We start from the raw sequence: 25,946 nt of genomic DNA on the forward strand, positions 1-25,946 counted from the left end.
AACCCGTTATTTCTGCAGCGGCGCCGCATCCTTGCTGCGTGGGAGGAAGTGCCGCTTCAGCCATTTGCCGACCTTGTGGAAGTGGCGCTCGACCAGCAGGTAGTAAGCGTAGGCGAGGAGGTTGCAGATGATCAGCGACAGAAGAATCAGCTGCCACGCCGACAGCACGGAATGCAGGTAGAACCAGATGTAGGTAATCACGGAGAAGTGCACGAGGTACAGGGAGTAACTGAAGCTGGAAAGGAAGATGCTGCCGGAGACGAACCACTTGCCGGCGGATGTCCGGAACGACCCGCGGGCAGGGCCATCCCCACTGCCGGCAGCGCGCGCGGCCCTTCCTTCCAGCGCGAAGAACAGGTGGCAGAACGCCACCGCGGACGCCGCCACCGTCACGGCAGCATGGAGGTTTTGCCCGGTGTAGTGCAGTCCTGCCACGAACACGGCGGAAGCCAGGCCAAAGAGCCACAGGTGCGCTGATATGCGCATCCGGCGCAGGGTCGGGGCTGCGATGGCGTACAGCATGCCGATGATCCAGGCCAACGATTCGTAGGATCCGTGGGCCATGTAACCGACGGGGACCGCGATGGCGAACAGCAAAAGGGCAACCCGCAGGAACCCCATCCGCTTCCCGTTCAGCACAATGAGTGCCAGGATCCCGAACGCCACATAGATCCACCATTCCGCGACCACGGACCAGAGAGGTGCACCGGTTCCCACGGGACCGACGTCGATCCAGGAAGCCGAGGTCCGCGCGGCAACCTCTTGGAGCACGGGGTGGTTGAACAGCATCGTGAAGCTGCCAGCAATCGCCTGGGGGCTCAGGTCAATTGTGATGAACGGCAAACGCCTCGAGCCGTGGAACACGAGGAAATCTGCCGCGACAATCAGTGCAACAGCCGGCAGAAGAGGGTAAACGACCCGCGCGACCCGGTCCATCAGGTAGTTCCCGAAGGTAAACCCCGCGTGGCTCCGTTTCTTGAGCACTGCACTGGTGATCAGATAGCCCGAGAGGACGAAGAAAATGACCACGGCGAAGGACTGGATGTAAAAGACACGCTGTCCGGGGACCATGAAGATGCCCGGCACGAAGATGTTGAGGGCGTGACCCAGCACGACGGCCTGGGCCGAAATGCCGCGGGCGAAGTCAAAGAAGACAATGGTACGCGGGGCCGGCTTGGCCGCCGCATGTTCCGTGGCGGACGAACGCGGAGCCACCGTTTCCAGGCTGCCGGTGCCAGTCATTGTGAAGCCCTTCCTGTCCGCTTTGCCCTGCGTTTGTGCCATAGTGCCAGCCCGCACGCTGACGCCACGGCCAACACGCCCGCCGTGATAATGCCGGAGACGATGTCCCGCGGCACCATCAAGAGCACCACGACATACCCCGCCGCGGCAAGACAGCACAGCGCATAGGTGCGCATCGGCCACCCGCCGGGGGCCCGTCGTCGTGCGACCAGAAAGTAGACCCCGCCCAGCAGGAAAAACGAGCCGGCAGAAGTCGCCGCCATCAGCACCAGGTTGCCGCTGGAGGCCGGCCAGAGGGCCGCCAGCGCCGAAACGACCAGCACCGACGGCGTCACGACCGCCAGAATCCACGTCACCTTGTCGGCGAACAGCAGTGAGGACGCGTTCAGATACAGCAGGTACCCCAGGGCAATCAGGGGCATTATCTGCGCCACGGGAATGAGGTCTTCCCGCCCGACGGCCATGACATGGGTAACCACGTTGGCTCCGCCGCTCGCGACGACGACGATCGCAAGCCCGGCGAAACTGGCGGTCTTCATCACCGAGCGCACGCGCTCCGGCCTTTCACCCGGCTTGGCCGACATGATCGCCGGCACCCAGGCGTTGTTCAAAGCCCCCAGCAGCGTCACCGTGCCCAAGACAAAGATCTGCACCTTGCCGTAGTCGCCGGAGACGCCCTCGGCTGCCAGGGCTGCCAGCAGGAAGGCTGCGCCCTGGGTCAGCAGCATCATGGAACCGGTGTGTGGCAGGACTGGAAGGCCGATGAGCAGCGCCTCTTTGGCGGCGCCGGGAACGGAGAACGGTGGCGCCGGCGGCGCCACAAACAGTGACGCGATGGCTGTAAGAAAGACCGCGGCTCCGAAGCCGACCATGAATACACTCGCGGAAGCACCCACCAGGAGCATCGCAATCAAGCCCACGCCGTAGGCGGCCACGGATGAACCGAGGCTCAGCAGGACAAACGCCACCGGGCGGCCCTGCGCCCGCAGCAGCGCCTGGGCTGCCAGCACTGTGGCAAGCAGGCCCATGGTCAGCAGCGCAATGGTGAAGCTGAACGCGCCGTCGCTGCCTCGCGCCAGCCCCCAGTAGGCAGCCGCCGCGAGGACGCCCACCACCGCGCCGAACAGGCTCAGGAAGCCGCTGATCGAGCGGGCTTTGGCTGCACCGTTGTGATCGAACCACGTCTTGGTGATTGCCAGCGGAAGCCCTGCGGCGCCGAGCACCACGCCGACCTGGATGACGGAGACGGCCAGGAAGAGTTCCTGCCACTCGGCATCGTCGTTGAGCACACGGAGAGCGAACGGCTGCACCAGGAAGATGCCCAGCCCCTGCATGAGCGCACCGGCCAGATACAGGACGGAGTTCCTGCCGGTTCTTTCCATGGCGCTGCTGTTCCCGGACTCGGCAACATCTGCCCGCCCGGAGCTACTCACCGCTGAGTTTGAGCCACTCGTGGACCCGTTCGATCACGCGGGACTGATCGTCTTCCGTGAGATCGGTGGAGCACGGCAGTGAAAGGCCCCGGGCGAAGAGGTCCTCGCCGATGGCGCCGTCGAGGGTCAACTCATGGCTCAGCGGCGGCTGCATATGCAGCGGACGCCACAGGGAGCGTGATTCGATGTTGACCTCCGCCAGGAAGTCCTGCAGTTCGTCCCTGGCCCCGGCACCGCGCGATGCCGGAACGAGCACGGAGTACAGCCAGTATGTGGATTCCTGACCCGGGAGCCTCGGCGGGGTTTCGATCTCAGTGCCGTCGAAGGCATCCGCGTAGCGTGCGGCGATTTCACGCTTCTTCGCGACAAACCCGTCCAACCGTTCGAGCTGTGCCACTCCGAGAGCCGCGGCGATGTTCGTCAGCCGGTAGTTGAAGCCGATTTCGTCATGCAGGTAGCCGCGGTCCGGAAGCCTGGCCTGCGTCGACAGGTGCTTGGCCTTCGCTGCCAATTCGGGATCGTCGGTGGTGAACATGCCGCCGCCGCCGGTGGTCATGATCTTGTTTCCGTTGAACGAGAACGCACCCATGTGCCCGACGGTCCCGACGTGGCGGCCTTCCAGCGGCCCCTCGGTCCACATCGCGCCGAGTGCCTCCGCGGCATCCTCGATCAGGATGATGCCGTATTCATCCGCAAGTTCCCGCGCGGCCTGGGCATCGGCGGGCTGTCCCAGGATGTGCACGATCTCGATGGCCTTGGGCAGCTTCTCCCCCGCCGCCGTCCTGCGCTCGATCTCCCGGCGCAGGCTTGCAACATCCATGCACCAGGACTCGGCCAGCGAGTCCACGAGAAGCAGGTCGGCGAACTGGTAGGATGCCGCGTTGGAACTTGCCATGAAGGTGAAGTCCGACACGGCGACCAGGTCCCCCGGCTGAACGTCGGCCAGGCGCATCGCAATATGCAGGGCCGCGGTTCCCGACGCGCATGCCACGGCGTGCTTGGCGCCGACGTAATCAGCGAACTTCTGCTCGAATTCGGAGACGAACTGCCCCACGGAAGAGACAAACCCGCTGGCGACGGCCTCGTTCACGAGTTCGGCTTCACGCTCACCGATATTGGGTACAGCTAGGGGGATACGGCTCGCCACAATTGACCTTTCTGGCAAAACTATCGGGAGTATCGTGCGGCAGCGGAAAGGTCCACGCCGCGGGCCTTGATCCATTCGGCGGATTCGCGCAGGCCCTCTTCGAGGCTGACCTGCGGTGCCCAGCCGAGTTCAGCCAGCGCCTGCGACGGGTCCGAAAGTAGGTGCATGACTTCGCTGGCTTCCGGCCGGACGCGCTCGTCCTGGGTGATGATTTCCGCCGTCGATCCGGTGACCTTGCGGGCCATTTCAACGAGTTCCCCGATGGAGACGTCATAACCGGTGCCGAGCTGGATGACCTGGCCCTCCAGCGGGATGTCCGCGCTGGCTGCCTTCACGAATCCGTCGGCGGTGTCTGTGACATAGGTGAAGTCGCGGCGGGGGGTCAGCGAGCCGAGGTGGATCTTGTCTGCGCCGGCCACCATCTGCTGCAGCACTGTGGGAATGACCGCACGTGCGGACTGCCGGGGACCATAGGTGTTGAACGGGCGCAGCACCACAACGGGAGTCTCAAACGAGCTGGCCCACGCCTCGCAGAGCTTGTCGGCGGCGATTTTCGTCGCGCTGTACGGGGACTGGCCGCGGAGCTCGTTTTCGATGGTGATCGGCACGGTCTTGGGTGTGCCGTAGACCTCGGACGTGGAGGTGTTCACCAGCCTGGGCACGTTGTGGCGGCGCACGCCCTCGAGGACGTTCAGCGTGCCAACGACGTTCGTCTCCACGTACGAGCGGGGTGCCTCGTAGGAGTAGGGAATCGCGATAAGGGCAGCGAGGTGGAGGACGACGTCCGAACCGGCAACGAGGTCGGAGACGTACTCCGCGTCGCGGATGTCGCCGAGGCGCAGGTCCACTGAGTCACGCTCTTCGGGGCTCAGGTCATCAAGCCACCCGTACGAACCGTTCGAGTTGTAGACGCAAAGGGCACGCACGTTGGCGCCCTGGGCGATCAGCCGCTGGGTGACGTGGCTTCCGATGAAGCCGTCCGCACCCGTAACAACCACGGTCTTGCCCGTAAGGTTCTGCTGATTCAAGGTGATCACTGGCCTTTCGCTGTTGCTAGGTCTTTGGGGGTTCCGACGTCGATCCAGTCGGATTCGATCGGCCATGCGGCCACTGTCTTGGACTGCTCAATGCAGGCCTGGACGAGGTCCGGCATGGAAAAAGGTTCAAGGTATGGCACCAGCGCGAGCGCCTCCGGCGATACGGCGTAAATCCCCGTGCTGATTTCGAATTCAATGCTCGGCTTCTCGACCACAGCGGAGACCGAGCGGTTCTCGCCGATGTCCAGGACGCCGAAGGGCACCTGGTGGACATACGGCCGGGCGGCAACGGTCACGCTGGCGTTCTTGGAAGCGTGGAAAGCGAGAAGCTCCGCAGCCGAGTAGCGCACCATGAGATCCGCGTTGGTGACCAGCACCGGCTCGGAGATGTCGGGCCGCTCGTGGTAGAGCAGCCCCAGGGCACCGGCGGTGTTGAGCGGTTTGGCCGGGTCCTCGTGCAGATACTTGATCGTGCAGCCGAGCCGGGAGCCGTCGCCGAGGTGGTTCATGATTTTTTCCGCCAGGTACGCCACGGAGACATAGATGTTCGTGACGCCAGATTCCACCAGCCCCAGGATGATCCACTCGATGATGGTCCGGTCGGCGACGGTCATCAGCGGCTTCGGGGTGTCCTTGGTCAGCGCGCCCAGGCGCGTGCCCTTGCCACCGGCCATGATGACGGCGATATTGCTCAGGGACGTCCGCCCCACAATGTCGTTCAGCGTGTGCAGTCCGACGAGTTTGCCGGAGTCGTCAACGACCGGAACTTCACTTATACGCAGGCTGCGCATGAGGTCCAGCACCGAGGCGCGCGTGGCATCGGGCCCAACGACGTGCGGTGCCCGGTTGGCGTACTCGTGGACGAGTCCGTCGAGTTCGGCCCCCTTCAGCAGGCCGCGCCGGATGTCGCCGTCGGTCAGCACTCCCTGGAGCTTGCCCGCCTCGTCGGTGACGAGGGCGATCGCGGACGCACCGCGGTCGATAGTCTCCAGCGCCTGCCTAACGGTGGCGTCCTGCCCGATGCAGACGTTGCCGAGGGGCCCGTCAATACTCATACGTGTCATTCTCCAGCGCCGATGTCAATGAAGGCCTTGGTCAGCGGCGTCCGTCCGCTGCCAACCACCACGCGTTCGATCCGTTCTGACGAATGCGAGTCCCCATACGGATTGACCACCTGACGGGACAATTCCTGGAACTCCGCGCTCAAAGCCTTTTCAATACTAGCGTGGATCCCCGGACGCTCGTCGCGGCAGTGGATGACGTTGGCGCCGCATTCGCGGCCCTTTTGCCGATCCCCGACGTTGACGACCGGCACCGAAAAGGTCGCAGCCTCAAGAATGCCCGAGGAGGAATTTCCCACTAAGGCATCGATGGTTGCCATGACGCGGGGATAGAGCGGCCCCAGGCTCTCACGGACAATAGCGGTGCCGGCGGCGGCAATGTCCTCCAGTTCGGCAACGATTTCGTTTCGCCCGGCGTCAAAGCCCGGATACGTCAGAATCACCGTGCCCGCCGCGCCAATGGCTTCGTCGAATACCTGCCGCGCCAAGGCACCGGCATTCCCGGACATTTCGGCCGTGGGCGGGTGATACGTGACCATCAGCAGCGGTCGGACCAGGGGCCGGCCAAACTCTGCCCGGAACTCTTCCTCGGTCAGTGGATCCGGCTTCCTGAACCGGTCGAGTCCGGGGGCGCCTGTCTGATGAATCCGATCCGGCGATTCGCCAAGCTGGGCCACGCGACGCGCGGCCCCCGCCGTGCTCACGCAGTGCTGGTCCGCCAGTTTGGTCACCGCGTGGCGGACGCGCTCATCGAGCGCCCCTTCCGTGACTTCCCCGCCATGGAGATGCACCAGCCGCACGCCTGAGATGACAACTGCCGGCACCACGTACAGGAGTTCCCACCGGTCGCCAAGAACAACGACGGCGTCTGGCCGGTTCTGCTGCAGCAGTTCAGCCATGCTCGCGGACAGTTTCGGACCCAGCTCAAGCTGGCCTAGCGCGGACGCGTCGTCCAAGTGGAGCCCCAGGTCATGGTGCACGAACGCACCATCCTGCAGCCCTGCTTCCCGGAGCCGGCCCGCTGCTGTCCCGGCCGGGAACCCCACGGCCGTTGCCACGTGCAACTCCACGTCAGGATTTTCGGCCAGCTGAACAAGGACCGGGGCGAGTGGGAAGAGATCCGCCCGCGTCCCTACGAACCCCAGTACCCGCATGTCAGGCCAGGTCCTCTGCGGTCATCGGCGTTCCGGCCTTGATGGCACGGCCTGCGGAGCGGCCCACGACCTGGGCAGAAGGACGGAGCCCGCCCTCCGGACGGAGGATGGCGACGTCGGCCTCCGTGATCACAGCGCCGGCCGCGATGTCCCGTACGGCGTGGAACGAGCGCCGCACCAGTCCGGCGTTGGCTTCCTCGCTGGGCATTCTGCGCTTGTTGCCGTCGCCAAGCGCCCGGTAGACGTCACGGACGGAGCGCACATAGTCCTCGAACTCGGCCCGCTCAAGTGAGGCGGAGTGGTCTGGACCGTTGCGCGTCTTGTCGGTGGTGATGTGCTTTTCCAGCAGCGTCGAGCCAAGAGCCGTGGCAGCGATGGCCGTCAGCGAGCCCGGTGTGTGGTCCGACCAGCCGACCTCGACGCCGAATTCCTTCCGCATCGCGGGAATGGCGAGCAGGTTGGCCTCATCCAGGGGCGCGGGGTAGGCGGAGACGCAGTGCAGCAGGACGGTCGCGGGCGCCTTGGCTGTCGCCTCGAGCGCCGCGGCGATCTCCTCCCTGGTCCCCATTCCCGTGGAGACGATCATCGGAATGCCAAATTCCGCAATGGCGGCGAGATAGGGTGTGTTCGTCAGTTCCCCGGAACCGATCTTCAGGCCCGGAACGCCAATGTCCGCGAGCATCCGCGCGCTGTCGTAGTCGAAGGGTGTGGAGAGGAAGGTGATCCCCCGCTCGGAGCAGTGGTCCCGCAGCTCAACCCAGGCAGTCTCGGGCAGCGTTAGGCGCCTCAGCATCTCGGACTGGGACTCCGCGAACCCGGCCTTTTTCTGGTAGGGCGTGGTATCTGCAGCTTCCGTGACCAGGGATTCAGGCTTGAACGTCTGGAACTTCACCGCGTTGGCACCCGTGTCGGCAGCCATGTCAATCAGTTCATGGGCAACTGCCACGTCACCGTCGTGGTTCACTCCTGCCTCGGCAATGATGAAGACTTCCTCGTCGGGGCCGATGCGGTGCGGACCGAACGTCACATGCTGGGCTTTGGATTCGATGGTCACAGGGTTGCGCCTTTCTTGGATGTCAGTTCCCGGGCCGGAACACCGATGTAGGTTGCTCCCCCGGCGAGATCACGCGTTACGACAGCGCCCGCACCGATGACAGACAGTCCTCCCACAGTGCAGCCGGGAAGGACACGGGCGCCTGACCCAACAAATACTCTATTGCCCACGAACGAGGCCCCCAAAAGGACTGAACCGGGGGCCAGGTGCGTCCCGGATCCGACCCCGGCCTCGTGTTCGACAATTGCCCCGGTGTTGATGATGACGGCTGAACCGATATCCGCCAACGGGCCCACGTGGGCGTGCTCACAGACCTGCGAAAGAGGCCCGAGGCGGGCGGTCGGATCAACGGTGGCACTTGCCGCGACCAACGGAACGGTGAGATGAACCAGCTCCGAAGAAGCGATGATCGATTCCGCGACGCGCTTCCGTACGCCGTTGTCCCCTATGCCGACGGCGATCGACAGGGACTTTTCGGCGGCGAACCTCAACGCCTCGTCGTCGTCGAAAAACACCGTCGGGGTGCGGCCGTCGGCCGCGGCGAACGGGCTGAGGCTCCGCTCCGATGCTGCGGAGTCGCTGGCCGCTCCAGCCAGCCCGGCGTCAGAAACGGCGGCCACATAGTCTCCGCGGCCGTTCACGATCGAGGCAAGGCTGCGTGCGTGCCCGGAGGCCCCGAGGATCAGCCAGGCGCCCACCCCTAGAGCCGGCCCGACTCTTTGAGCCTAACCGCCTCGACGGCTACCGCCGGCGTGAGCTTTGGCAGCGGGGACGGCAGGTGCTTGAGCGGATGCCGGAGGAAATGGATCGGGGACAGGCCCGCTTCGCCGCTGTGGGCACCTTCGGGGCGTTTTCGCAACCCGAGGACAGCCTGGGCCTTTTCCAGCGGACCACTGGCCCAGTAATCCCAGAACGCGCCGAAGGAGGGGCTGTTCCAGCCGAGCAGGCTTTTCAGTTCGTCCGGCGACTTCATGTCCTGCACACCGAGTTCCAGGTCCGCTATGCGCTTGAGCTCAGCGTTGTCCGGTGACGCCTCATAAAATTCCGGCCACAGCTCACGCATCCGAAGGCCGGGATCGGTTTCTGCGTTCTGGCCGAGCTGGAAGTCCGGCCCGTAGATCTCTACGTCAGCGCCCGCAGCGGCGGCGTAGAGAAGTGCCGTGGACATGCGGTTCGAGACCACTTTCTGCGCCGAGGCCATCATCCAAAGAATCCGCCCCAAAAACTGCGGGTCCCTGCGGTCGCCGGCGCTGATGACGTGGTGCCCTGCGTCCGTCCAGGCGCTGTAGATTTCCGGATGCTCGAGGTCTTCTATGTGGAGGCACACCGTGGCAGGCCCGTCACGGCGAAGGACCTCCTGCGCGAACCCGTCGTGGTCGCCGCTGACTTTTACCAGGGCTGTGCCGTGGAGGGGCAGCACCAGCGGCCCCAGCGTGCGGTCCGGCAGCCCGCCCTTGTCCTGCACCGCTTTCTGGAGGTACAGGAACGGCGCTCCGACGGCGGTGATCATGCTGGATCCGTCCGGGAACAGGTTCTCTGGCCCTTCGGGTGAGTATCCCCGTGACGCCGAGGTCCAGACCAGCCGTTTCCGGTTGGCACCGCGGTCATTGAAGTCTGCAAACTGAGCCAGGACAGGCGACTTGACCGTCCATCCGTGCTGTACCAAGCCCGGAATGTGGTGGATCCTGTTCATCCCGCAATGGTGCGCGAATGCCGCAGAGTGACCGTAATAGTGATTCTGGATATCCATTTAGAGTAGCGGCGCCTTGAGCAATAGAGTTGAGCAGATGACGCTCACATCATACTTGGATGTATCTCCGGCCCTGGCTCCGGTGCCTTCCGCACGGCTGGCCGGGCAGCGGGAGGGGGGCCGCAGAACCTCGGCTCTTGTGAGGGGCACAGGCTCCATCGGCGCCCGGCATCTGCGCGTGCTCGAAGAGATGGGTGTTGATGACATCTTCGCTCTCCCCGTCCGTCCGACCCCAAGCCTTGCCGCCAGGAACGATATTCCCGCATCCGTCACATTGCTCACCTCGTATCCTGAAACCGAGGTGGACGTGGTCATCATCGCCACCGACACGGCGCGGCACGTCGATGACGCCCTGGAAGCCCTTGACCACAGCCCCAAAGCGCTCCTGCTGGAGAAGCCGGTCAGCCAGGATGCGGCGAGTGCCCGCACCCTCTCTGCGCACCCGAGGGCGGACACCATCTCCGTGAGCGCGCCGCTGCGATTCCACCAGGGACTTGCGGTCCTGGCGGACCTGCTCCCGAACATGGGGCAGGTCACCAGCGCCCAGGTGCGTTCCCAGTCCTGGCTGCCGTCCTGGCGCCCCACCCGCGACTACCGCGACAGCTATTCCGCCCGCGCGGCGGAGGGCGGGGCCCTGCGCGACCTCGTCCATGACATCGACTACCCCGTCATGCTGCTCGGAGCGCCTTCCTCCCTCCAGGCAACGCTGGGGCACGGCGTGCTCGGCATCGAGGCCGAAGAATCAGCCGACCTGCTATGGGGCGGCCACGGAGCGGTCCACATCCGGCTTGACTACGTCAGCCCCGTCAAGACCCGCAGCATCCGCGTCAGCACCACGGAGGGCGCGCTGGTCTGGGACGTCGTACAGAACGAGGTCGCCGTCGAAATCGCCGCAGCATCAGGCGTTCAACGCAGTTCCAAACGCTTTCCGGATGATGCCTCCGTTGATGTCGTCCTCGCCCGCCAGACGCTCGCCGTTCTGGAGCGCTCGGGCGTGTCCGCCGGCAACCTGATGGAGCGCTTTGTTCCGGCAGCGCTTACGGACGGAATCCGCGCCGTTGCCATCTGCGACGCTGCCAGGGCGGCCCACTCCTCCGGTGGGAAAGAACCGATAGTGTTGTAATCAGCTTCAGCTGCAGCCAACTTCAGCGTCCGATCCGGAACGTTGTGCACGACTCCCGAGGGCAACAAAACCATGACTGATACTTCCATCCGCCCCCGCGTTCTGGCGGTCATCCCGGCACGGGGAGGATCCAAAGGCCTACCGGGCAAGAACATCCGCCCCCTGATGGGCAAGCCGCTGCTGGCCCACTCCGTTGCGCTGGCAGCTCTGCTCGGTGATTCTGTCCGCTGCATCGTGTCAACGGATGACGAGGCCATCGCCGAAGCGGCCCGTGCTGCCGGCGCCGAGGTCCCCTTCCTGCGTCCCGCCGAGCTGGCGTCGGACACCGCACCCATGAGCGTCGTGCTCCGCCATGCCCTGGCCGCCATGGAGGAAATCGACTCGGTGGCATACGACATGGTGCTGCTGCTGGATCCGACAAGCCCGACGCGCACACCCGAGCGGGTGCGCGAGGCCATCGACACCCTCGTGGCCACGCCGGAGCTGGACGGCGTGGTGGCCGTCTCCGAACCCTTCTTCAACCCGACGTGGGTGGGCGTGCGGCCTGAAGCCGATGGCCCCGGCCTGGTGAGGTACTTCGAGGAAGGCACAGGTGTCGTCCGCCGCCAGGACGTGCCGCGGTACATGCGCATCAATGGAAGCTTCTACGTCTGGCGGGCAGATTTCATCCGCCGGCTGGAAACCAGCTGGTTCGACGAGGGCCGCCACGGGTTCGTGGAGATACCGGAAACGCATGCGTTCAGCATCGACGACGAACACGAGTTCCGCCTGGTCGAAGCGGTGGTCGGAGCGGGACTGGCCCCGCTGCCGGGCTACGCGCCTGCCGGTATATCCGGCGAACCCACCACGGAGCCCGCCAAGTGACCGGGCTGGACAGCCTCTTCAGTCTTGAAGGGCGCCGGGCACTGGTTACCGGAGGGGCCGGGCCCCTGGGACGGGTGCTGGCCGGGACCCTCGCTGCCCAAGGCGCCGACGTCGTCATCTCGGACGTCGCCGCGGTCGCCTGCGAAGAAGTCGCGGAGCAGCTCGCCCGCGAGCACGGCGTGCAGGCCACGGCGGTGGCCGTTAACCTCCTCGAAGACGGCGGTACAACTGAGCTGGCCAGGGCCATCGACGGGCCGCTGGACATTCTGGTGAACAATGCCGCCTTCACCGGCACCTCGGGGATCCCCGGCTACGCCGTCCCCTTCGCGGAACAGACGGACGAGGCCTTTGAGCTGGCGTCGAAGCTGAACCTCCGCGTACCGTTTTCCCTCGCCCGCGAGCTCGCGCCAAAGCTCTCGGCCGATGGACGCGGCTCGATCATCAACGTGTCCTCCATCTACGGGATCGTCGGGCCAAACATGGGCCTTTACGAGGGCACCGTCATGGGCAACCCCGCCGCCTACGGCGCCACGAAGGGCGGCATCGTCCAGCTCACGAGGTATCTTTCCACGGTCATGGCCCCTGCCGTGCGCGTCAATGCCTTCGCGCCCGGAGGAATCGCCCGAGGCCAGGCCGCAGCGTTCACTGAACGGTACGAAAAGCTGACCCCGCTGCAGCGGATGGCCACGGAGGACGACTTCCGCGGCGTTGTCGCCTGGCTTTCCTCGGACGCTTCCCGGTATGTCACCGGCCAAACCATCGCCGTCGACGGCGGCTGGAGCGCCTGGTAGGCGCGTTGCCTGGGCGGGGCACCCATGGGGTGGACGCCCCGCGCCCATATGGCCTGCCGGAGGCGCTTGTTGCGGACTAGCGGGAGGCCGCTGTGCGGATGCGGCGGATCAGGCCAGGCGGCAGGTAGTACATCATGTACAGCGCCGCACGGAACGCCGTGTTGCGGACCAGCTGGCTGCCCGCTGACTTCCCCAGCAACTGAGCGAGGTTCTTGCGCCCGGCATAAACCGTCTTGACGTAGGACGCACGGGGATGGACCCCCCGGCTGGTTTGGTTGGGGTGGATGCGGTACTCCACGACGTCGGTGTCGAGGACCGCCATGCGTCCGCGCAGGGCGAGCCGCAGCCAGAGATCGTAATCTTCCATCTGCCTCATCGGGTTATACCCGCCTACCGCTCGATAGTCAGCGGCACGGAACATGATCGCCGACTGGACCAGCACGTTCTGCTCCAGCAGTTTTCCGCGGACGTCAGCGCCTGATGCGTGTCCGAAGGCTCCGATTCGAGCGCCTTCCTCATCAATCCACGGCGCCTGGCCGGTGACCGCCACCGTGTCAGGATGCTCACGCAGGTACGCCACCTGCCGGGCAAAACGGCCGGGCAGTGCGACGTCGTCGGAGTCCAGCCGGGCAATGAACTCGCCCCGCGCGTGCTTGCACGCCTCGCGCAGGGCATGCCCTACACCTTGGGAATTCGTACCGTGGACCAGGCGCACACACGGGTCGGACGCCCATTCCCTGCCCGGGCTCAGCTCCACCCCGTCAAGGTAGAGGATCAGTTCGAAGCTGGCGCCCTCCTGCTCCAAAACCGACTTAACCGCCCGGTCCAGCCATCTGTGCATGCTGTTGGTCGGTATGATCAGCGAGACATCCACCGTGGGTTCTGCCGGTCCTGCGGCCATCCTATTTGCCGTCCGTTTCCCAGACTCTCGGAGTCTCGTCGATGGCGATCCGCCGCGAGAGCTTGGTCAGCGAAATCTCTGTCTGGCGGAATCGCTGGTATGTGGTGGCCATGAAGATCAGCAGCCATACAACCACGCCGTACAGCACAAGGTCGGTGCCACGGCCGATCCCGAACCAGCCCGCGACGGTGGTCAGCAGCTGCGGAAAGAAGATGGACAGGGCGGCCACGAAGGTGAATACCATCAGCATGAGGCGGCGAATCGCCAGATGCCTGGCGTTGGACCCGCCCCGCATCAGGATCATCGCGACGAGGACGACGGCGAGGACCAGGATGACCTGGATGACAATTAGCATTTATTACCTCAAAAACAGTTCCGCGAGAATGTTGACCGAGTTCAGCAGGGACTGGCCCTTGGCCTTCGAATAATCCGTGTAGATGATCTCCACGGGGTGTTCCACATAACGCGGCTTCAACGTGGCCAGCTGGTTCACGAGTTCCGAGGCATGGGCCATGCGGTTCTGCGTCAGGTTGATGTTGCGGGCAACATACGGATTGAAAGCCCGCAGCCCGTTGTGGGCGTCCGTCAGGTCCAGACCGGTGGAAAGCTTGGATTGCAGCGCGGCCGTTTTGAGCACGATCCGCTTCATGGGCGACAGCTTCGTCCGGTCATCCAGGAACCGGGAGCCAAGCACGATGTCGGCCTCATCGTTAAGGACGCGGCTCGCCATCGCGAAGGCGTCAGATACTTTGTGCTGCCCGTCGGCATCGAAAGTCACAATGCACCCGAGCTCCGGATCCTGCAGCGCATACTCGATGCCGGTCTGGAGCGCGGCTCCCTGGCCGAGGTTGATGGGGTGCTGCACCACCACGGCACCGGCCTCGCGGGCGATCTGCGCCGAATTGTCCGAGCTGCCATCATCAACGCACACTACGTACGGGAAAACAGGCAGGAGACCTCGGATTACATCGGCGACAACGGTGCCTTCGTTGTACATAGGAATGACAATCCACGTTCGATTCACTGGAATAGTCTCCCACATTGAGGAGAGGGGCCGGGGACGGCGCTGAGCGCCCGGGCTGCTTACAGTATTGTTGGCCACTGGCCATATTTCCCTGAAACCGTCGAGGAGCGTCCATGCCCTGGGTGACATTCGTGCCCGTTCTACTGCTTGCCGCAGTGATCTTCCTGGGGCCTGGGCTGTTGGTCATGCGTGCGGCAGGTGTAAGGGGTCTTCCGCTCTTCGCGGTCTCCGGTCCGACGACGGTCACTCTCGCCAGCGCCGTTGCCGTGGCAGCTCCGTACGCCGGCATCCGCTACGGGATCATCCCCGTCGCCGCTTGTGCGTTGATCCTCACTGTCACCGCTCTCGTGCTGCGCTACGTCTTGGCCATGCGCGGCCTTGTATTCGGGGCCCAGCCCCGTAAGTCGTTCAGCAAGAGCGCGGAGAACAATGCCGCCACGGGGCCGACCCTTACGTCCGCCCAGGAGTGGGTCAGGCGCGGTGCAATCGTTGCCGCCTTCGCCATTCCGGCGGTCATCATCACGGTGCGGTTTGCGCGGATCATCGGCGCGCCCGGCAACATCTCGCAAACCTATGACAATATCTTCCATCTGAACGCCATCGGTCATATCTTGATCACCGGATCGGGCTCGTCCCTGACGCTGGGAAACCTGACGGAAGCCTCTGCGGCGTTTTACCCCGCTGCATGGCATGACCTGATCGCACTCGTCGCCTCAACAGCGTCAGTCTCAGTCCCGGAAGCCATCAGCGCCGGCAATATCGTCATAGCCGCGGCCATGTGGCCACTCGGAATGATGTACCTGATCAGCCGGATCTCCAGTGGACATGTCCTGCCCATGCTGCTGACGGGGGCTCTGGCCGCGGGCTTCAGCTCCTTTCCCTACCTCATGATTGACTTCGGGGTTCTGTACCCCAACCTGTTGGCGATCGCGATCATGCCCGTGGCATTGGCACTGACCATTGACCTTCTGGGCCTCAACCCAACCAAGCGGCGGATCGTGCCTGTCCTCTGTCAGGGGGCTCTCATCCTGCCCGGCTTGGCCCTGGCCCATCCCAGTTTCGTCGTGGCCCTGTTTGGACTGGCCCTCCCCCTGCTGCTGACGAAGCTCGTCCGCCTCGCCGCCGGCTTCAGGCGGCGAGAAACCACAGGACGGCAGTTGATTGGCTTTGCCGTTCTGACAGCCGTATTCATTCCGTTGGTCTTCATCGTGTGGGACATGGCCGGCCAGAGCCTCACGTCTTCACGGTGGAAGCCCTATCAGACCGTTTCGCAGGCCATCGGCGAGGTTCTGGGCGCCGGCCCCCAAGGACGGCATGTTTCCCTGGTGATGTTTGTAATGCTTGTCGCGGGACTTGTCGCCTCGATCGCGAGGCGAAAGCTCGTATGGGTCCTGGGCATGGCCTTTGTTGCTGCCGGACTCTTCATCGTGGCGTCCGCGCTTCCTCCGAGCGAGACACGGCACTTCCTGACCGGAGTCTGGTACAACGACTCATTCCGCCTCGCCGCGATGCTGCCCGTCGTCCTGCTGCCCCTGGCCGTGCTTGGTGGCGAAAGCATTCTCCGTGGAATTGCCGCGGCAGCCACGAGGCACCGGGTGGGCGAAACGGCCAGCAGGATACTGCGCCTTCCCCGCGCCACGGCCCTGGACAAGATTGCGCCCGCCGCGGTTCTGCTCGTGGGAGTGTTCGTCATCGCCGTGGGTGCACAGTTCGGTGCCGTTGGAAAAGAACAGGTTCTTGCCTCAGCCAACTACATGACCGGCCCGCATGCCCCGCTGGTGTCCAGTGACGAGCGGGCGCTCCTGGACCGCCTGCCCAGCCACGTTCCGGCCGGGGCCAGCGTCTACGGCGATCCCTGGACCGGGGCGTCCCTTACGGAGGGACTCTCGCTCCGCCGCTCTGTATCGCCGCACATCGTCGGCCGCCGCACACCGGAAGAACTTGTCATCCTGAGCCGCCTGGACGAGGCAGGTGTCAACCCGGTGGTCTGCCCGGCAGTGAAGGCATTGAACGTGCAGTACGCCCTCATCTTCGACGACCACGAGGTCCACGGCGGAGCCCATCCCAACACTGCCATGGACAAGGCTGAAAGCGCCCCCGGCCTGAAGCTCGTTGATCGGCAAGGACCGGCCAGGCTCTACCAGGTGACCGGTTGCGGCCCGCTGGGCAACAAGCCGTAGGTCGTCCCGGCGCTGACCAGGGTTCTGACGCCCAGGGTTCCGGCGCGCAGGGTTCTGCCGCCAGCTCAGGTGCAGCGTGAGAGGCTGCCCGCCCTAGGCGCGCAGCGTGGCGACCGCTTGTTCGATCGGGCCGTCAAACGTGACGTTGCCCCGGTCGAGCAGGATCCCCCGGTCGCAAATCCGCGACACGAGGTCCAAATCATGGCTCACCACGACCAAGGTTTTGCCTTCCGCGGCGAGTTCCTGGATCTTGGCGATGCACTTCCTCTGGAACGGCTCGTCGCCGACCGCCAGGATTTCGTCCACCAGGAACACCTCGGGATCGGTATGGACGGCCACTGAAAATGCGAGCCGCAGGTACATGCCCGACGAGTAGAACTTCACCTCGGTGTCGATGAACTTGCCGATTTCGGCAAATTCAACGATGGAATCGAAGCGCTCCTTGATCTGTTCCTCGGTCATGCCAAGGATGGCCCCGTTGAGGAACACGTTGTCCCGGCCTGACAGGTCATGGTGGAAGCCCGCACCGACCTCAATCAACCCCGCAACCCGGCCGCGAGTCCGCACGGTCCCGTTATCGGGCACCATGACACCTGAAATGTGTTTCAGCAGAGTCGACTTGCCGGAACCGTTGAAACCAAGGAGGGCCACGGCCTCCCCCTGGCCGATTTCCAGTGAGACGTCATGCAATGCGTGGAACTTCTCCGAAAGATCGCCTTTGCGGCCCTTGGCGAGCCAGACGATGGCTTCCTTGATGGACCTCGTGTGGCGCAGGACGAACTGCTTGTTGATGTTCTTGACTTCAATGGCGGTGGTCACGTTAGAGCTCCTGTGCAAAACGGCCCTCAAGCCGGCGGAAAGTCAGCTGGCCGATGAGCAGGATGCCGGCGGAAACAAGCAGCGCAACCGGCAGCCAGACAGACAGCAGGTGCGGAGGCAGCGGAGCGCTGCCGTCCGTCGTCGGAAGCCAAAACGCGTAGTGGAATGACTCCACGCCCACCGTAATGGGATTGAACTGGTACACCGTGAACCAGAACTCCCCCAGCTTGTCGGCGACCATCGTCCACGCGTACATCACGGGCGAGGCCCAGGTCGCCACCATGAGGAGCATGTCGACAAAGTTCTCCGAGTCGCGAAAGTAGACGTTGACTGCACCGAACAGCAGGCCGAGGCCCGTTGCGAGCAGGCCGACGATCGCGAAGCCGCCCAGTGCGGCGGCCAACTGCAGGAAGGAGGGGTGCCATCCGGCGTAGAGGCATGCGCCGACAAGAATGACGAGCTGCGGAAAGAAATGCACGGCAGAGACCCATACCGAGGCGACCGGGAACAGCTCACGCGGAAGATAGATCTTCTTGATGAGCCCACCGTTGTTCACGATGGAGCGGGAGGCGTTCCCCAGCGCCTCGTTGAAAAAGTTGATCAGCACGATTCCGGAGAACAGATAGATCGCATAGTTGGGAAGGCCGTCCGGGTTCCTGGGACTGTTCTCAAGTCCCAGGAAGACACCGAGCGCAATGTAAAACACGATGAACTGCACACCGGGCTTCACATAGGACCACAACAGCCCAAGCACGGAACCCCTGTACCTGACCTTCAGTTCCTTGCGGACCAGAAGCTTCAGCAGGAACCTCGTGCGAAAGACCTCAGCGAGCCCGCCCCCGACACCGGGGCGGGCCAACTCCGTGCTAACGCTCATCTACGCGTTCACTATGTGCGTCAAAGGTCTTCTTCCACGTCTCAATCGACGTAATCTCAGGCAGCGCAGCCTTGTACTCGGCGCGGAGCTTTTTCCAATCCTTCAGCAGCAGTGAGTGCAGGCGCGCACTCTCGGCAAGCATGGAACGGAGCTGCTTCGGGTCACGTTTGTACCAGGCTGAGCCAGTGCCTTCGGCGTTTGTGACAACGGCGGAATCGTACTGGGACATGCGCCACCAACGGTTGTCCTGGTGAGCAACATTCGCCTGGGGGCGAACCCTGCTCGACGGCGTAACGGGCTTCACCAGCTGGCGCAGCACGGTCTTCGCGGCGATGGGGATCAGGCCCAGTTTGTTCGGCTCGCGGACACCGTGCCCGTGCTTCGGAGGCTTGTCCAGTTTCGCGGCGGGGAAGGTATCCGGATCAGTCGCGATCACCGAGTCCGGGTAGTTCTTCATCATGTCCCGGATTTCAGGCAGCTTTTTGGCCAATTGCCCGTGAAGCTGCCCGGGTCCCCGCAGGAGGTCCCGCAGCGCCATGTTGCGTCCCCGTGCGGTCGCGTACTGCATGGACACTAGGTGCTTGATGTCTGCGTAGTGCGACTCGCGGACGATCCGGCCGCCGAACTCGTAGGGGCTGTGGATCAGCGCCGCAATGAACCTGTTGCGGGCGTGGAAGTATGCCTGCCACCCCACGAGGTCGTCCTTGTCGATCCAGGAAACATGCCAGACCGCCGCGCCGGGCATGGAAACGGTCGGATAGCCATGTTCCTTGGCCCGGAGGGAGTATTCGGCGTCATCCCATTTGATGAACACCGGAAGGGCAAGGCCGATTTCACGGAGGATACGCGTGGGGATCAGCGACATCCACCAGCCGTTGAAGTCCACATCGGCCCGGCGGTGGAGCCAGCTGGTCTGACGCAGGTTGGTGGACTGGAAGTCATGACCCAGCAGCATGTCCTCACGGGACTGTTCCCAGAGGAAGCGCCAGGGATTCACAACCTCACCGAAGGTGTGCAGCACCGTGCGGTTGTACAGGTCAAACATGTGCCCGCCGACGATGGTCGGGGTCTTGCACAGGTCTGCGAAGGTAAGCATCCTTGAGATGCTCTCGGGCTCTACTACGACGTCGTCGTCCATCAGCAGCACGTAGTCGCTACCGTTCTCGACAGCCTCGTACATGCCGCGTGCGAATCCGCCGGAACCGCCCAGGTTGTCCTGGTTGATGATCCTCAGCTTGCCGTCCAGCGCCGCGGCCACCTCGGCGAAACCGTCAGCATCGGACACTTTCTGCGTTCCCTGATCGACAACCACGAGCTCTTTGACGTGCTCCAGGGCATCCGGATTCTCGGACAGCAGCTTGAGGTTGTTGATGCAGAATTCGGTCTTGTTGAGGGTCGTGATTTGCAGCGTCACACTTCCCTGCTGGCTGTCGTCGCCTTCCGTCAGCCACTCAGCATTCCGGAGGACCAAGGGCTCGGACCCGGCCACGAGGTCGAACCAGTACCAGCCGCCGTCGCCGAACGGGGCGAGGGTCAGGTCAAAGGTGCTGACCGAGCCTCCCTCGACTTTACGGGAATCAACGCGCTGGAGCGCCCCACGGGCGTTCGACTTGTAGACGATAACGGAGCCGGAACCGGACGTGGAAACCGACAGCCGGACACTCTTGACGGTGGTCCAGCGGCGCCAGTAGCTCGCGGCGAACGCGTTGAAGTAGCTGCCGAACGAGACACGCTCACCGGGGCGGACCGACGTCGAATGACGTGTCAGGAAGTCTTCCACGTGCGCTTCCTTGCTGGGAGCGCTGACGGTCTGGGTCTTGGTCCTGCTGTTCGCCTCAAGGTTCGAGGTCGGCAGCTGCACACCGGTGGCGGTTCCGGTGTCAAGGTACAAAGGCACAGTGTCCATCTGGCTCTGGCTCGGCAGAATAACCCGCTGCAGGACCCGCCAGGACTGGCCTTCCTCGCTCACGTGCAAGGCCTCGGTCTTGGTAGCTGTGCTCATGCGTCCACGCCTCCGCTTTCAAGTTTTACTCCGCTTTCAAAATGCGGACGGATCTTGTTATCGAACATCGTCAGGGCCGATCCGATGGCCATGTGCATGTCGAGGTACTTGTAGGTGCCGAGGCGGCCGCCGAACAGGACATTCTTCTCGGCCGCTGCCAGGTCGCGGTACTTCAGCAGTCGTTCCCGGTCCGCGGGGGTGTTGATTGGGTAGTAGGGCTCGTCGCCCTTCTCTGCGGAGCGGGAGAATTCCCGCATGATGACCGTCTTTTCACTCTGGTAGTTCCGCTCCGGGTGGAAGTGCCGCGGTTCGATGATGCGGGTGAAGGCGACGTCCTCGTCGTTGTAGTTGACCACAGAGGTCCCTTGGAAATCGCCGACGTCGAGAACTTCCTCTTCGAAGTCGATGGTCCGCCAGGAGAGGTCGCCCTCGGCGAAGTCGAAGTAGCGGTCCACGGGCCCCGTGTAGATGACCGGGATGTTTCCGACGACCTTGTCCTTGCTGTACTCGTGGGAATCGTCGAAGAAGTCGGTGTTAAGCCGTACTTCGATGTTCGGGTGTTCCGCCATCGTCTCGATCCATGCTGTGTACCCGTTTGTCGGCAGGCCTTCATACTTGTCGTTGAAGTACCGGTTGTCGTAGTTGTAGCGGACCGGAAGCCGGGAAATGATGCCGGCCGGGAGATCCTTGGGATCCGTCTGCCACTGCTTGCCCGTGTAGTGCTTGATGAACGCTTCGTAGAGCGGCCGTCCGATGAGCTGGATGCCCTTGTCGTTCAGGTTCTGGGGATCCGTCCCCGCGAGTTCGCCGGCCTGCTCCTGAATCAGGGCCTTTGCCTGTCCGGGGGTCAGGTTGGCGCGGAAGAACTGGTTGATCGTGGCCAGGTTAATGGGCAGCGAATAGACCTCGCCCTTGTGGACGCCATAGACCTTGTGGACGTAGTTCGTGAAGGTCGTGAAGCGGTTTACATACTCCCAGACCCGCTCGTTGGAGGTGTGGAAGAGATGCGCACCGTAGCGGTGGACCTCGATTCCCGTCTGTTCTTCTTTTTCGCTGTAGGCGTTCCCGCCGATGTGGTGGCGGCGGTCGAGGACGACGACCTTCAAGCCCAGCTCAGTGGCGGCCTGTTCTGCGATTGTCAGACCGAAAAAGCCTGATCCTACGATGACGAGGTCAGCAGTCACTAAATCTCCTGGTTCGAATTCGGGCAGGCCAATGTTGTGCATTACCTGCTGCACTAGCCTACCCGAGTCTGGTCGCCTGGCCGTTTTGGAGGCTGCGGGGGCGATTATCCACATAGGCCATTGCACCGGCAGACCGGCTGCGTCTCCGGCGTTAGCGTGGTGCCTGAATTGCCCTCACGAACGGAGGCCCTGCAGGTGGATCTGCACTTCACCCTGGTTCGCGGCCACGGCTCGGGCGAGGCCGCCGCACCGGAGGAACTGACGGCGGCGGTCCCTGAAGGGTCGTCGGGAACGGCGCTGGACCGGGTGCTCGCCCGGGGCTTCCGGACCCGTCGGCTGACCGTGAATGGCCTGCCGCTTCCTTCCTTGACCGTGGGGCTGGCACCCCTGGTCACCGGTGCCATCCTCGTGGACGGCGGGCACCACCCGGAGGGGCGCCGCAGCCGGTCTGCGCGCGTTGCCCCCGCCACCCTGCTGCTGGCTGTCCACAGCGGCCCCGCCGCCGGAACAGTGCTGCCGCTGCGCCGCGGGAGCTACCTGATCGGGCGCACGAACGCAGACATGACAATTCCTGACCCGGACCTGTCACGAGAACACGCACGTATCGAGGTGTCAGATACAGCCCTGACCATTGAGGATCTCGGCAGCGCCAACGGCACCGAAGTGGACGGCAAGGCTGTCCGGAATGCTGCCCTCTCCACCAGCTCCCTCATCCGCTGCGGGCGGTCCACCCTGTCTGTTGTGGTGGCCGGACCGCCCGGTTCCAGGAACTCATGCCTCCGTTCTGCCGGTCAGTCCGTAACCGAACCGTTGACGGTACCGCGGCAGGCGGGGCAGGAAAACCGGGGACTGCTGTTGCTCAGCGCTGCGCTCCCGATTGCTGTCGGGGTAGGGCTGGCGCTGCTGACCGGAATGTGGATGTTTCTGGCCTTCACGGCCGTATCCGTGGTGATGCTCCTGACGCCGCTCATAACGGGCCGCCGGCAGCGGCGCCGGGTGCGATCGGCAGTTGCCGAGGCGGCGGCCAAAGATCGGGAACGACGACGGCGGTCAGCGCCCTCGGCGGCACAGCTGGCCCTGGACGTCGCGGGGACGCTGATAGCCGCCGACGCCGCGCCTGACGTCTCGGGCGTCTGGCTCCGCCTCGGGCTGGCGGAGCAGGATGCGAATGTCCGGGTAGACCCACCGGATGCGGAGTTTCGGCCGCCGCCATTGGGGTCAGTTCCGCTGCTGCTGGACCCGCGGCTGCCCGTCGTCACCGTGCGGGGGGTTGAAACCGAAGTGTCCGGACTGATGCGTTCGTTTCTCATGCAGCTCACGGGATATCCGATGGCCCGGGGAACACGGGTCATAGTCTGCGGACCGGTGTCGACGCTGCCATTGGCCGCGAGATTCCTTCCCAACGTCACTCTGCATGCTGCCCCCGGGGACGTTGAGAGTACCCTCGCCTGCGCTTCGAACGGGGACGGGGGCGGCGACGCGGGAGCCTTCCTGGTAGCCTCCCCCGCAGGAACGGGCTGGCCAGACCAGCTGGTTGAAACGGCACGGCGGCACAGGTGGCGCGTCATCAGGTTCACAGATTGCGGTCCGGAGGCTTCGGCTGCGCCGGCGACTCCAGCTGCCCCGGGACCGCCGGAGACGGGTATCGAGCTGGCCGGGCAACAGGCTGTGTTTCGCTCCGCCGGCAGCAGCCAGGGCTTCACCCCCGACCTCGTACCTCCAGAGGTCTTTGACCGGTACTGCCGGCACGCCAGCCAAATCAGACCCGCAGCTGATGAGCACTCCATGCCCGCAGCATGCCCGCTCAGTGACATTCTTGACCTGTCAGCAGAGGCGGCCGGCGTCAGATGGTCGAGGGCACGCCTTGCACCCAGGCTGACCATACCCATTGGCCAGGATGCAGATGGTCCGCGCATCCTGGATCTTGAGGCCGACGGCCCGCACGTCCTCGTTGCCGGCACTACCGGCTCCGGAAAGTCGGAACTCCTGCGAAGCCTGACCGTGGCCTTGGCGCTGAGCTATCCCCCGGACCTGGTCAACTTCCTGTTCTTCGATTTCAAGGGCGGGTCCGGGCTGGGTCCGCTGACGCCGCTCCCCCACTGCGTGGGTATGCTGACCGACCTCTCAAGGAGCGAACTGGACCGGACGATGACATCACTGCGTGCGGAGGTCCGCCGCCGGGAGCGCCTCCTCGCGGAGGTTCAGGCACCGGACCTGGCGGCCTACCGGCTGTCCAAGGCCCATGACTTGCCTCCTCTCCCGCAACTTATCCTCGTCATCGATGAGTTCCGGATGCTGGTGGACGACGCTCCCGCGTCCCTACACGAGCTGATGAGAATTGCCACCATCGGCCGCTCGCTGGGAATCCACCTGATCATGGCTACGCAGCGTCCGCAGGGCGCACTCAACGCCGATATCAGGGCCAACGTCACCACCAGCATCGCCCTCCGGGTCCAGTCTGCCCATGAATCGGCCGACATTATCGGCAACGACGCCGCAGCCGCGATCCGGGTGGAAACGCCCGGCCGGGCTTATCTTGCCAGGGGGACGCAAGAACCCGAGGAGTTCCAGGCGGCTGCGCTCTCTATCGCGGCCCCGGAGCCCGGGTACGGCACCGCCACTGTCCGCCGTACGACGGACGCCCTCCTCCTGGCCGCGACTCCGGCAGCGGATGGGGTCGCCCCACCCACAGTCGCCGCCGCGGCCAATCCCCTGGTCGAGGTGGCGGCGGAGCTATGGGCAGCACGGGGCGGCGCTGCTGTCAGAAGCCCTGTCGCCCCGCCGCTGCCGGCCGTTCCGACCTTTCCCGGCAGGGCAGATGACCCCAGCACCCGCCCTGCTGGCGCCCGCACTACCTCCTCCGCATTGCCCGGAACGGCCGCTCCTTCAAGCGGAGGCTGCTGCGTGGAACTCGGCTGGCTCGACTTGCCGCAGCACCAGGAGATCACCGGGCTCTTCTGGCGCCCTGTCATCGACGGTCATCTTGCCCTGGTGGGCGGCACGGCCGGTGATGTTGCCCGCGCGTTGTCGCTGGCTCTGAACCAGTTGGCGGTGCATCCGGAGGAGTCCCATCTCTACGTCCTGGATGCCGACGGTTCGCTGGCCGGAATGAAGGCGTCGACGCGGACCGGTGCCGTGGTGGGGCTGCACGATTTGCGGCGGGGAGTGCGCGTGCTGGAAAGGCTCCGCCAGGAGATGTCCGAGCGGCTGAGTGGTGCGGGACCGGCTGAGGCCACTCCCCTGATTCTGGCCATCTCCGGGTGGGGATCGTGGGTCTCCGCCCTGCGGGCTTGTCCTTTGGTGTGGGCGGAAGACCTGGTCCAGGACATCGTCCGCGACGGATGCCGTGCCGGTATCGCTGTGGTCATGTCGGGCGAGCGCGAATTGGCCATGTCGCGGTTCCTTTCCGCCATACCAAGCCGGGTCTACTTTCCCAGGGGCGCAAGCGATGAGAGCCGGTTCACATGGCCCAAGATGCCTGAGATCCCGGATATCCCCGGACGTGCCGTGGCCTTTGGATCCATATCCGGCGGCGCTCCGGCAGTCTGCCAGTTCCACGCCGACAGCGGGCTGCTGCACCATCGCTCAGGGAAGCAGCCGGGCCTGAAGGCCGCGCCGTTCCGGGTGGAAGCGTTGCCTTCGCGTCTTCCGGTGAACAAACTGCTCGCCCTGATCGGCAGTGGCACCGGCCCGGCTGCTGCGGAGACGGCCCGCCTACGGGAAGACTCCCGGAAAAGTTCCAGCCGGGCCCGGCAGCTGTACATCGGTGTGGGCGGCGACGATCTTCGCCCTGCAGCTGTGCGGCTCCCGTCCGGCGGCGCCCTCGCCATTCTGGGCGGCCCCGGGTCGGGAAAAAGCACGTTGCTCGATGCTATTCCCGTCCTTAACCATTCAGCGGCGTCCTGGCTGCATCCCGACGCCGAGTCCAGCCCTGCGGAATACTGGGCGGACATCCACCGCGAGGCACTCGCAGGACGGCTGGCCCGGGATGCTGTGCTGCTGGTCGACGACGCCGACCAGCTGCCCTCCTCAGTCAACCAGCAGTTGCTTGACGTTAACGCCCTCGGCTGGGCCGTCATCCTGTCCGCGGGCTTCAGCCAGATTCTGGTGCAGCGGGTTCCCTTGGCCATCACCGCCCGCAGTTGCGGCAGTGGGATACTGATTGCTCCAAGAAGTCCCCTGGACGGAGACCTCTTCGGGCTGAGGTTCGAACTGGAACCCAATCCGCCTCCGGGACGGGCGGTCCTTCTCTCAGACGGCACGGCGGTGCCGGTTCAGCTGACCGCCCCGCCCGACTGATCCG

21 protein-coding genes are annotated in these 25,946 nt (G+C 64.4%); 5 read left to right on the forward strand and 16 right to left on the reverse strand.

All coding sequences use genetic code 11. The annotated features are described in order from the left end of the window. Nucleotides 1-6 precede the first annotated feature (6 nt). Genes ACIP90_RS08615 through ACIP90_RS08655 form a run of 9 tightly spaced genes read right to left on the reverse strand, consistent with a single transcriptional unit; the run spans nucleotide 7 to nucleotide 9,878 of the window. A complete protein-coding gene (locus ACIP90_RS08615) occupies nucleotides 7-1,242 on the reverse strand; it encodes an acyltransferase family protein (RefSeq protein ID WP_400578554.1) in 1,236 nt (411 codons plus the stop codon). Beyond that, nucleotides 1,239-2,624 carry a hypothetical protein gene (locus tag ACIP90_RS08620; RefSeq protein WP_400578556.1) on the reverse strand — a complete coding sequence of 462 codons (1,386 nt, stop codon included), beginning with the start codon at nucleotides 2,622-2,624 and terminating at the stop codon, nucleotides 1,239-1,241. Before ACIP90_RS08620 ends, ACIP90_RS08615 begins: the two co-directional genes overlap by 4 nt. A gap of 43 nt (nucleotides 2,625-2,667) precedes the next feature. Further along, entirely contained in the window at nucleotides 2,668-3,822 is a 1,155-nt protein-coding gene (locus ACIP90_RS08625; protein WP_400578557.1) for an aminotransferase class I/II-fold pyridoxal phosphate-dependent enzyme, read from the reverse strand. 20 nt (nucleotides 3,823-3,842) lie between these two features. Further along, nucleotides 3,843-4,859 carry an SDR family NAD(P)-dependent oxidoreductase gene (locus ACIP90_RS08630; protein WP_400578558.1) on the reverse strand — a complete coding sequence of 339 codons (1,017 nt, stop codon included), beginning with the start codon at nucleotides 4,857-4,859 and terminating at the stop codon, nucleotides 3,843-3,845. Beyond that, nucleotides 4,856-5,914, reverse strand: a complete 1,059-nt coding sequence (locus tag ACIP90_RS08635; RefSeq protein ID WP_400578560.1) for a sugar phosphate nucleotidyltransferase — start codon at nucleotides 5,912-5,914, stop codon at nucleotides 4,856-4,858. Before ACIP90_RS08635 ends, ACIP90_RS08630 begins: the two co-directional genes overlap by 4 nt. 5 nt (nucleotides 5,915-5,919) lie before the next feature. Then, the gene (gene neuC, locus ACIP90_RS08640; protein ID WP_400578562.1) at nucleotides 5,920-7,074 is read right to left on the reverse strand and encodes a UDP-N-acetylglucosamine 2-epimerase; all 1,155 of its coding nucleotides are present in this window, start codon (nucleotides 7,072-7,074) and stop codon (nucleotides 5,920-5,922) included. Between the two features lies 1 nt (nucleotide 7,075). Beyond that, complete coding sequence (locus ACIP90_RS08645; protein WP_400578564.1) at nucleotides 7,076-8,128, reverse strand: N-acetylneuraminate synthase family protein; 1,053 nt, start codon at nucleotides 8,126-8,128, stop codon at nucleotides 7,076-7,078. Beyond that, nucleotides 8,125-8,826, reverse strand: a complete 702-nt coding sequence (locus ACIP90_RS08650) for a transferase (protein ID WP_400578566.1) — start codon at nucleotides 8,824-8,826, stop codon at nucleotides 8,125-8,127. Before ACIP90_RS08650 ends, ACIP90_RS08645 begins: the two co-directional genes overlap by 4 nt. Before the next feature lie 2 nt (nucleotides 8,827-8,828). Then, entirely contained in the window at nucleotides 8,829-9,878 is a 1,050-nt protein-coding gene (locus ACIP90_RS08655) for a hypothetical protein (RefSeq protein WP_400578569.1), read from the reverse strand. 37 nt (nucleotides 9,879-9,915) lie between these two features. Here ACIP90_RS08655 and ACIP90_RS08660 point away from each other — a divergent pair, with 37 nt between their 5' ends. From ACIP90_RS08660 to ACIP90_RS08670, 3 genes are all read left to right on the forward strand, one after another. Next, nucleotides 9,916-11,001 carry a Gfo/Idh/MocA family protein gene (locus ACIP90_RS08660; RefSeq protein ID WP_400578570.1) on the forward strand — a complete coding sequence of 362 codons (1,086 nt, stop codon included), beginning with the start codon at nucleotides 9,916-9,918 and terminating at the stop codon, nucleotides 10,999-11,001. Nucleotides 11,002-11,073: 72 nt separating this feature from the next. Beyond that, nucleotides 11,074-11,865 carry a cytidylyltransferase domain-containing protein gene (locus ACIP90_RS08665; RefSeq protein ID WP_400578572.1) on the forward strand — a complete coding sequence of 264 codons (792 nt, stop codon included), beginning with the start codon at nucleotides 11,074-11,076 and terminating at the stop codon, nucleotides 11,863-11,865. After that, nucleotides 11,862-12,656: an SDR family oxidoreductase gene (locus tag ACIP90_RS08670; protein ID WP_400578574.1), complete on the forward strand. Its 795-nt coding sequence runs from the start codon at nucleotides 11,862-11,864 to the stop codon at nucleotides 12,654-12,656. The genes ACIP90_RS08665 and ACIP90_RS08670 overlap by 4 nt, the downstream gene beginning before the upstream one ends. 76 nt (nucleotides 12,657-12,732) lie before the next feature. Here ACIP90_RS08670 and ACIP90_RS08675 read toward each other — a convergent pair whose 3' ends face one another. From ACIP90_RS08675 to ACIP90_RS08685, 3 genes are read right to left on the reverse strand one after another with little or no spacing between them, the layout of a single operon-like run. Further along, the gene (locus ACIP90_RS08675; RefSeq protein WP_400578576.1) at nucleotides 12,733-13,557 is read right to left on the reverse strand and encodes a glycosyltransferase; all 825 of its coding nucleotides are present in this window, start codon (nucleotides 13,555-13,557) and stop codon (nucleotides 12,733-12,735) included. Between the two features lies 1 nt (nucleotide 13,558). Further along, nucleotides 13,559-13,912 carry a DUF2304 domain-containing protein gene (locus ACIP90_RS08680; protein ID WP_205655362.1) on the reverse strand — a complete coding sequence of 118 codons (354 nt, stop codon included), beginning with the start codon at nucleotides 13,910-13,912 and terminating at the stop codon, nucleotides 13,559-13,561. 3 nt (nucleotides 13,913-13,915) lie between these two features. Then, nucleotides 13,916-14,599: a glycosyltransferase family 2 protein gene (locus ACIP90_RS08685; protein ID WP_400578924.1), complete on the reverse strand. Its 684-nt coding sequence runs from the start codon at nucleotides 14,597-14,599 to the stop codon at nucleotides 13,916-13,918. A 95-nt stretch (nucleotides 14,600-14,694) separates the two neighbouring features. Between ACIP90_RS08685 and ACIP90_RS08690 the strand changes: the two genes are divergently transcribed. Continuing rightward, nucleotides 14,695-16,761, forward strand: coding sequence for a DUF6541 family protein (locus tag ACIP90_RS08690; protein ID WP_400578578.1), 2,067 nt, complete (start codon nucleotides 14,695-14,697; stop codon nucleotides 16,759-16,761). A 93-nt stretch (nucleotides 16,762-16,854) separates the two neighbouring features. On the opposite strand, the gene ACIP90_RS08695 is transcribed toward ACIP90_RS08690, so the two are convergent. From ACIP90_RS08695 to glf, 4 genes are read right to left on the reverse strand one after another with little or no spacing between them, the layout of a single operon-like run. Then, entirely contained in the window at nucleotides 16,855-17,580 is a 726-nt protein-coding gene (locus ACIP90_RS08695) for an ABC transporter ATP-binding protein (protein ID WP_400578580.1), read from the reverse strand. A 1-nt stretch (nucleotide 17,581) separates the two neighbouring features. Beyond that, nucleotides 17,582-18,457, reverse strand: coding sequence for an ABC transporter permease (locus ACIP90_RS08700; RefSeq protein ID WP_400578582.1), 876 nt, complete (start codon nucleotides 18,455-18,457; stop codon nucleotides 17,582-17,584). Beyond that, nucleotides 18,447-20,459 carry a glycosyltransferase gene (locus ACIP90_RS08705; protein WP_400578584.1) on the reverse strand — a complete coding sequence of 671 codons (2,013 nt, stop codon included), beginning with the start codon at nucleotides 20,457-20,459 and terminating at the stop codon, nucleotides 18,447-18,449. The genes ACIP90_RS08700 and ACIP90_RS08705 overlap by 11 nt, the downstream gene beginning before the upstream one ends. Next, entirely contained in the window at nucleotides 20,456-21,643 is a 1,188-nt protein-coding gene (gene glf, locus ACIP90_RS08710) for a UDP-galactopyranose mutase (protein ID WP_400578587.1), read from the reverse strand. The genes ACIP90_RS08705 and glf overlap by 4 nt, the downstream gene beginning before the upstream one ends. 168 nt (nucleotides 21,644-21,811) lie before the next feature. Between glf and ACIP90_RS08715 the strand changes: the two genes are divergently transcribed. Beyond that, nucleotides 21,812-25,942, forward strand: coding sequence for an FtsK/SpoIIIE domain-containing protein (locus tag ACIP90_RS08715; protein WP_400578589.1), 4,131 nt, complete (start codon nucleotides 21,812-21,814; stop codon nucleotides 25,940-25,942). Nucleotides 25,943-25,946 lie beyond the last annotated feature (4 nt).

The sequence above is a fragment of the Arthrobacter sp. NPDC093139 genome, from assembly GCF_044754165.1.
GTDB lineage: Bacteria > Actinomycetota > Actinomycetes > Actinomycetales > Micrococcaceae > Arthrobacter.

Bases quoted from the DNA above. Each gene is read 5' to 3' on its own strand.
- ACIP90_RS08615 (WP_400578554.1), bottom strand. From the start codon at position 1,242: ATGACTGGCACCGGCAGCCTGGAAACGGTGGCTCCGCGTTCGTCCGCC.
- ACIP90_RS08620 (WP_400578556.1), bottom strand. From the start codon at position 2,624: ATGGAAAGAACCGGCAGGAACTCCGTCCTGTATCTGGCCGGTGCGCTC.
- ACIP90_RS08635 (WP_400578560.1), bottom strand. From the start codon at position 5,914: ATGAGTATTGACGGGCCCCTCGGCAACGTCTGCATCGGGCAGGACGCC.
- neuC (WP_400578562.1), bottom strand. From the start codon at position 7,074: ATGCGGGTACTGGGGTTCGTAGGGACGCGGGCGGATCTCTTCCCACTC.
- ACIP90_RS08655 (WP_400578569.1), bottom strand. From the start codon at position 9,878: ATGGATATCCAGAATCACTATTACGGTCACTCTGCGGCATTCGCGCAC.
- ACIP90_RS08660 (WP_400578570.1), top strand. From the start codon at position 9,916: ATGACGCTCACATCATACTTGGATGTATCTCCGGCCCTGGCTCCGGTG.
- ACIP90_RS08665 (WP_400578572.1), top strand. From the start codon at position 11,074: ATGACTGATACTTCCATCCGCCCCCGCGTTCTGGCGGTCATCCCGGCA.
- ACIP90_RS08675 (WP_400578576.1), bottom strand. From the start codon at position 13,557: ATGGCCGCAGGACCGGCAGAACCCACGGTGGATGTCTCGCTGATCATA.
- ACIP90_RS08680 (WP_205655362.1), bottom strand. From the start codon at position 13,912: ATGCTAATTGTCATCCAGGTCATCCTGGTCCTCGCCGTCGTCCTCGTC.
- ACIP90_RS08685 (WP_400578924.1), bottom strand. From the start codon at position 14,599: ATGTGGGAGACTATTCCAGTGAATCGAACGTGGATTGTCATTCCTATG.
- ACIP90_RS08690 (WP_400578578.1), top strand. From the start codon at position 14,695: ATGCCCTGGGTGACATTCGTGCCCGTTCTACTGCTTGCCGCAGTGATC.
- ACIP90_RS08700 (WP_400578582.1), bottom strand. From the start codon at position 18,457: ATGAGCGTTAGCACGGAGTTGGCCCGCCCCGGTGTCGGGGGCGGGCTC.
- ACIP90_RS08705 (WP_400578584.1), bottom strand. From the start codon at position 20,459: ATGAGCACAGCTACCAAGACCGAGGCCTTGCACGTGAGCGAGGAAGGC.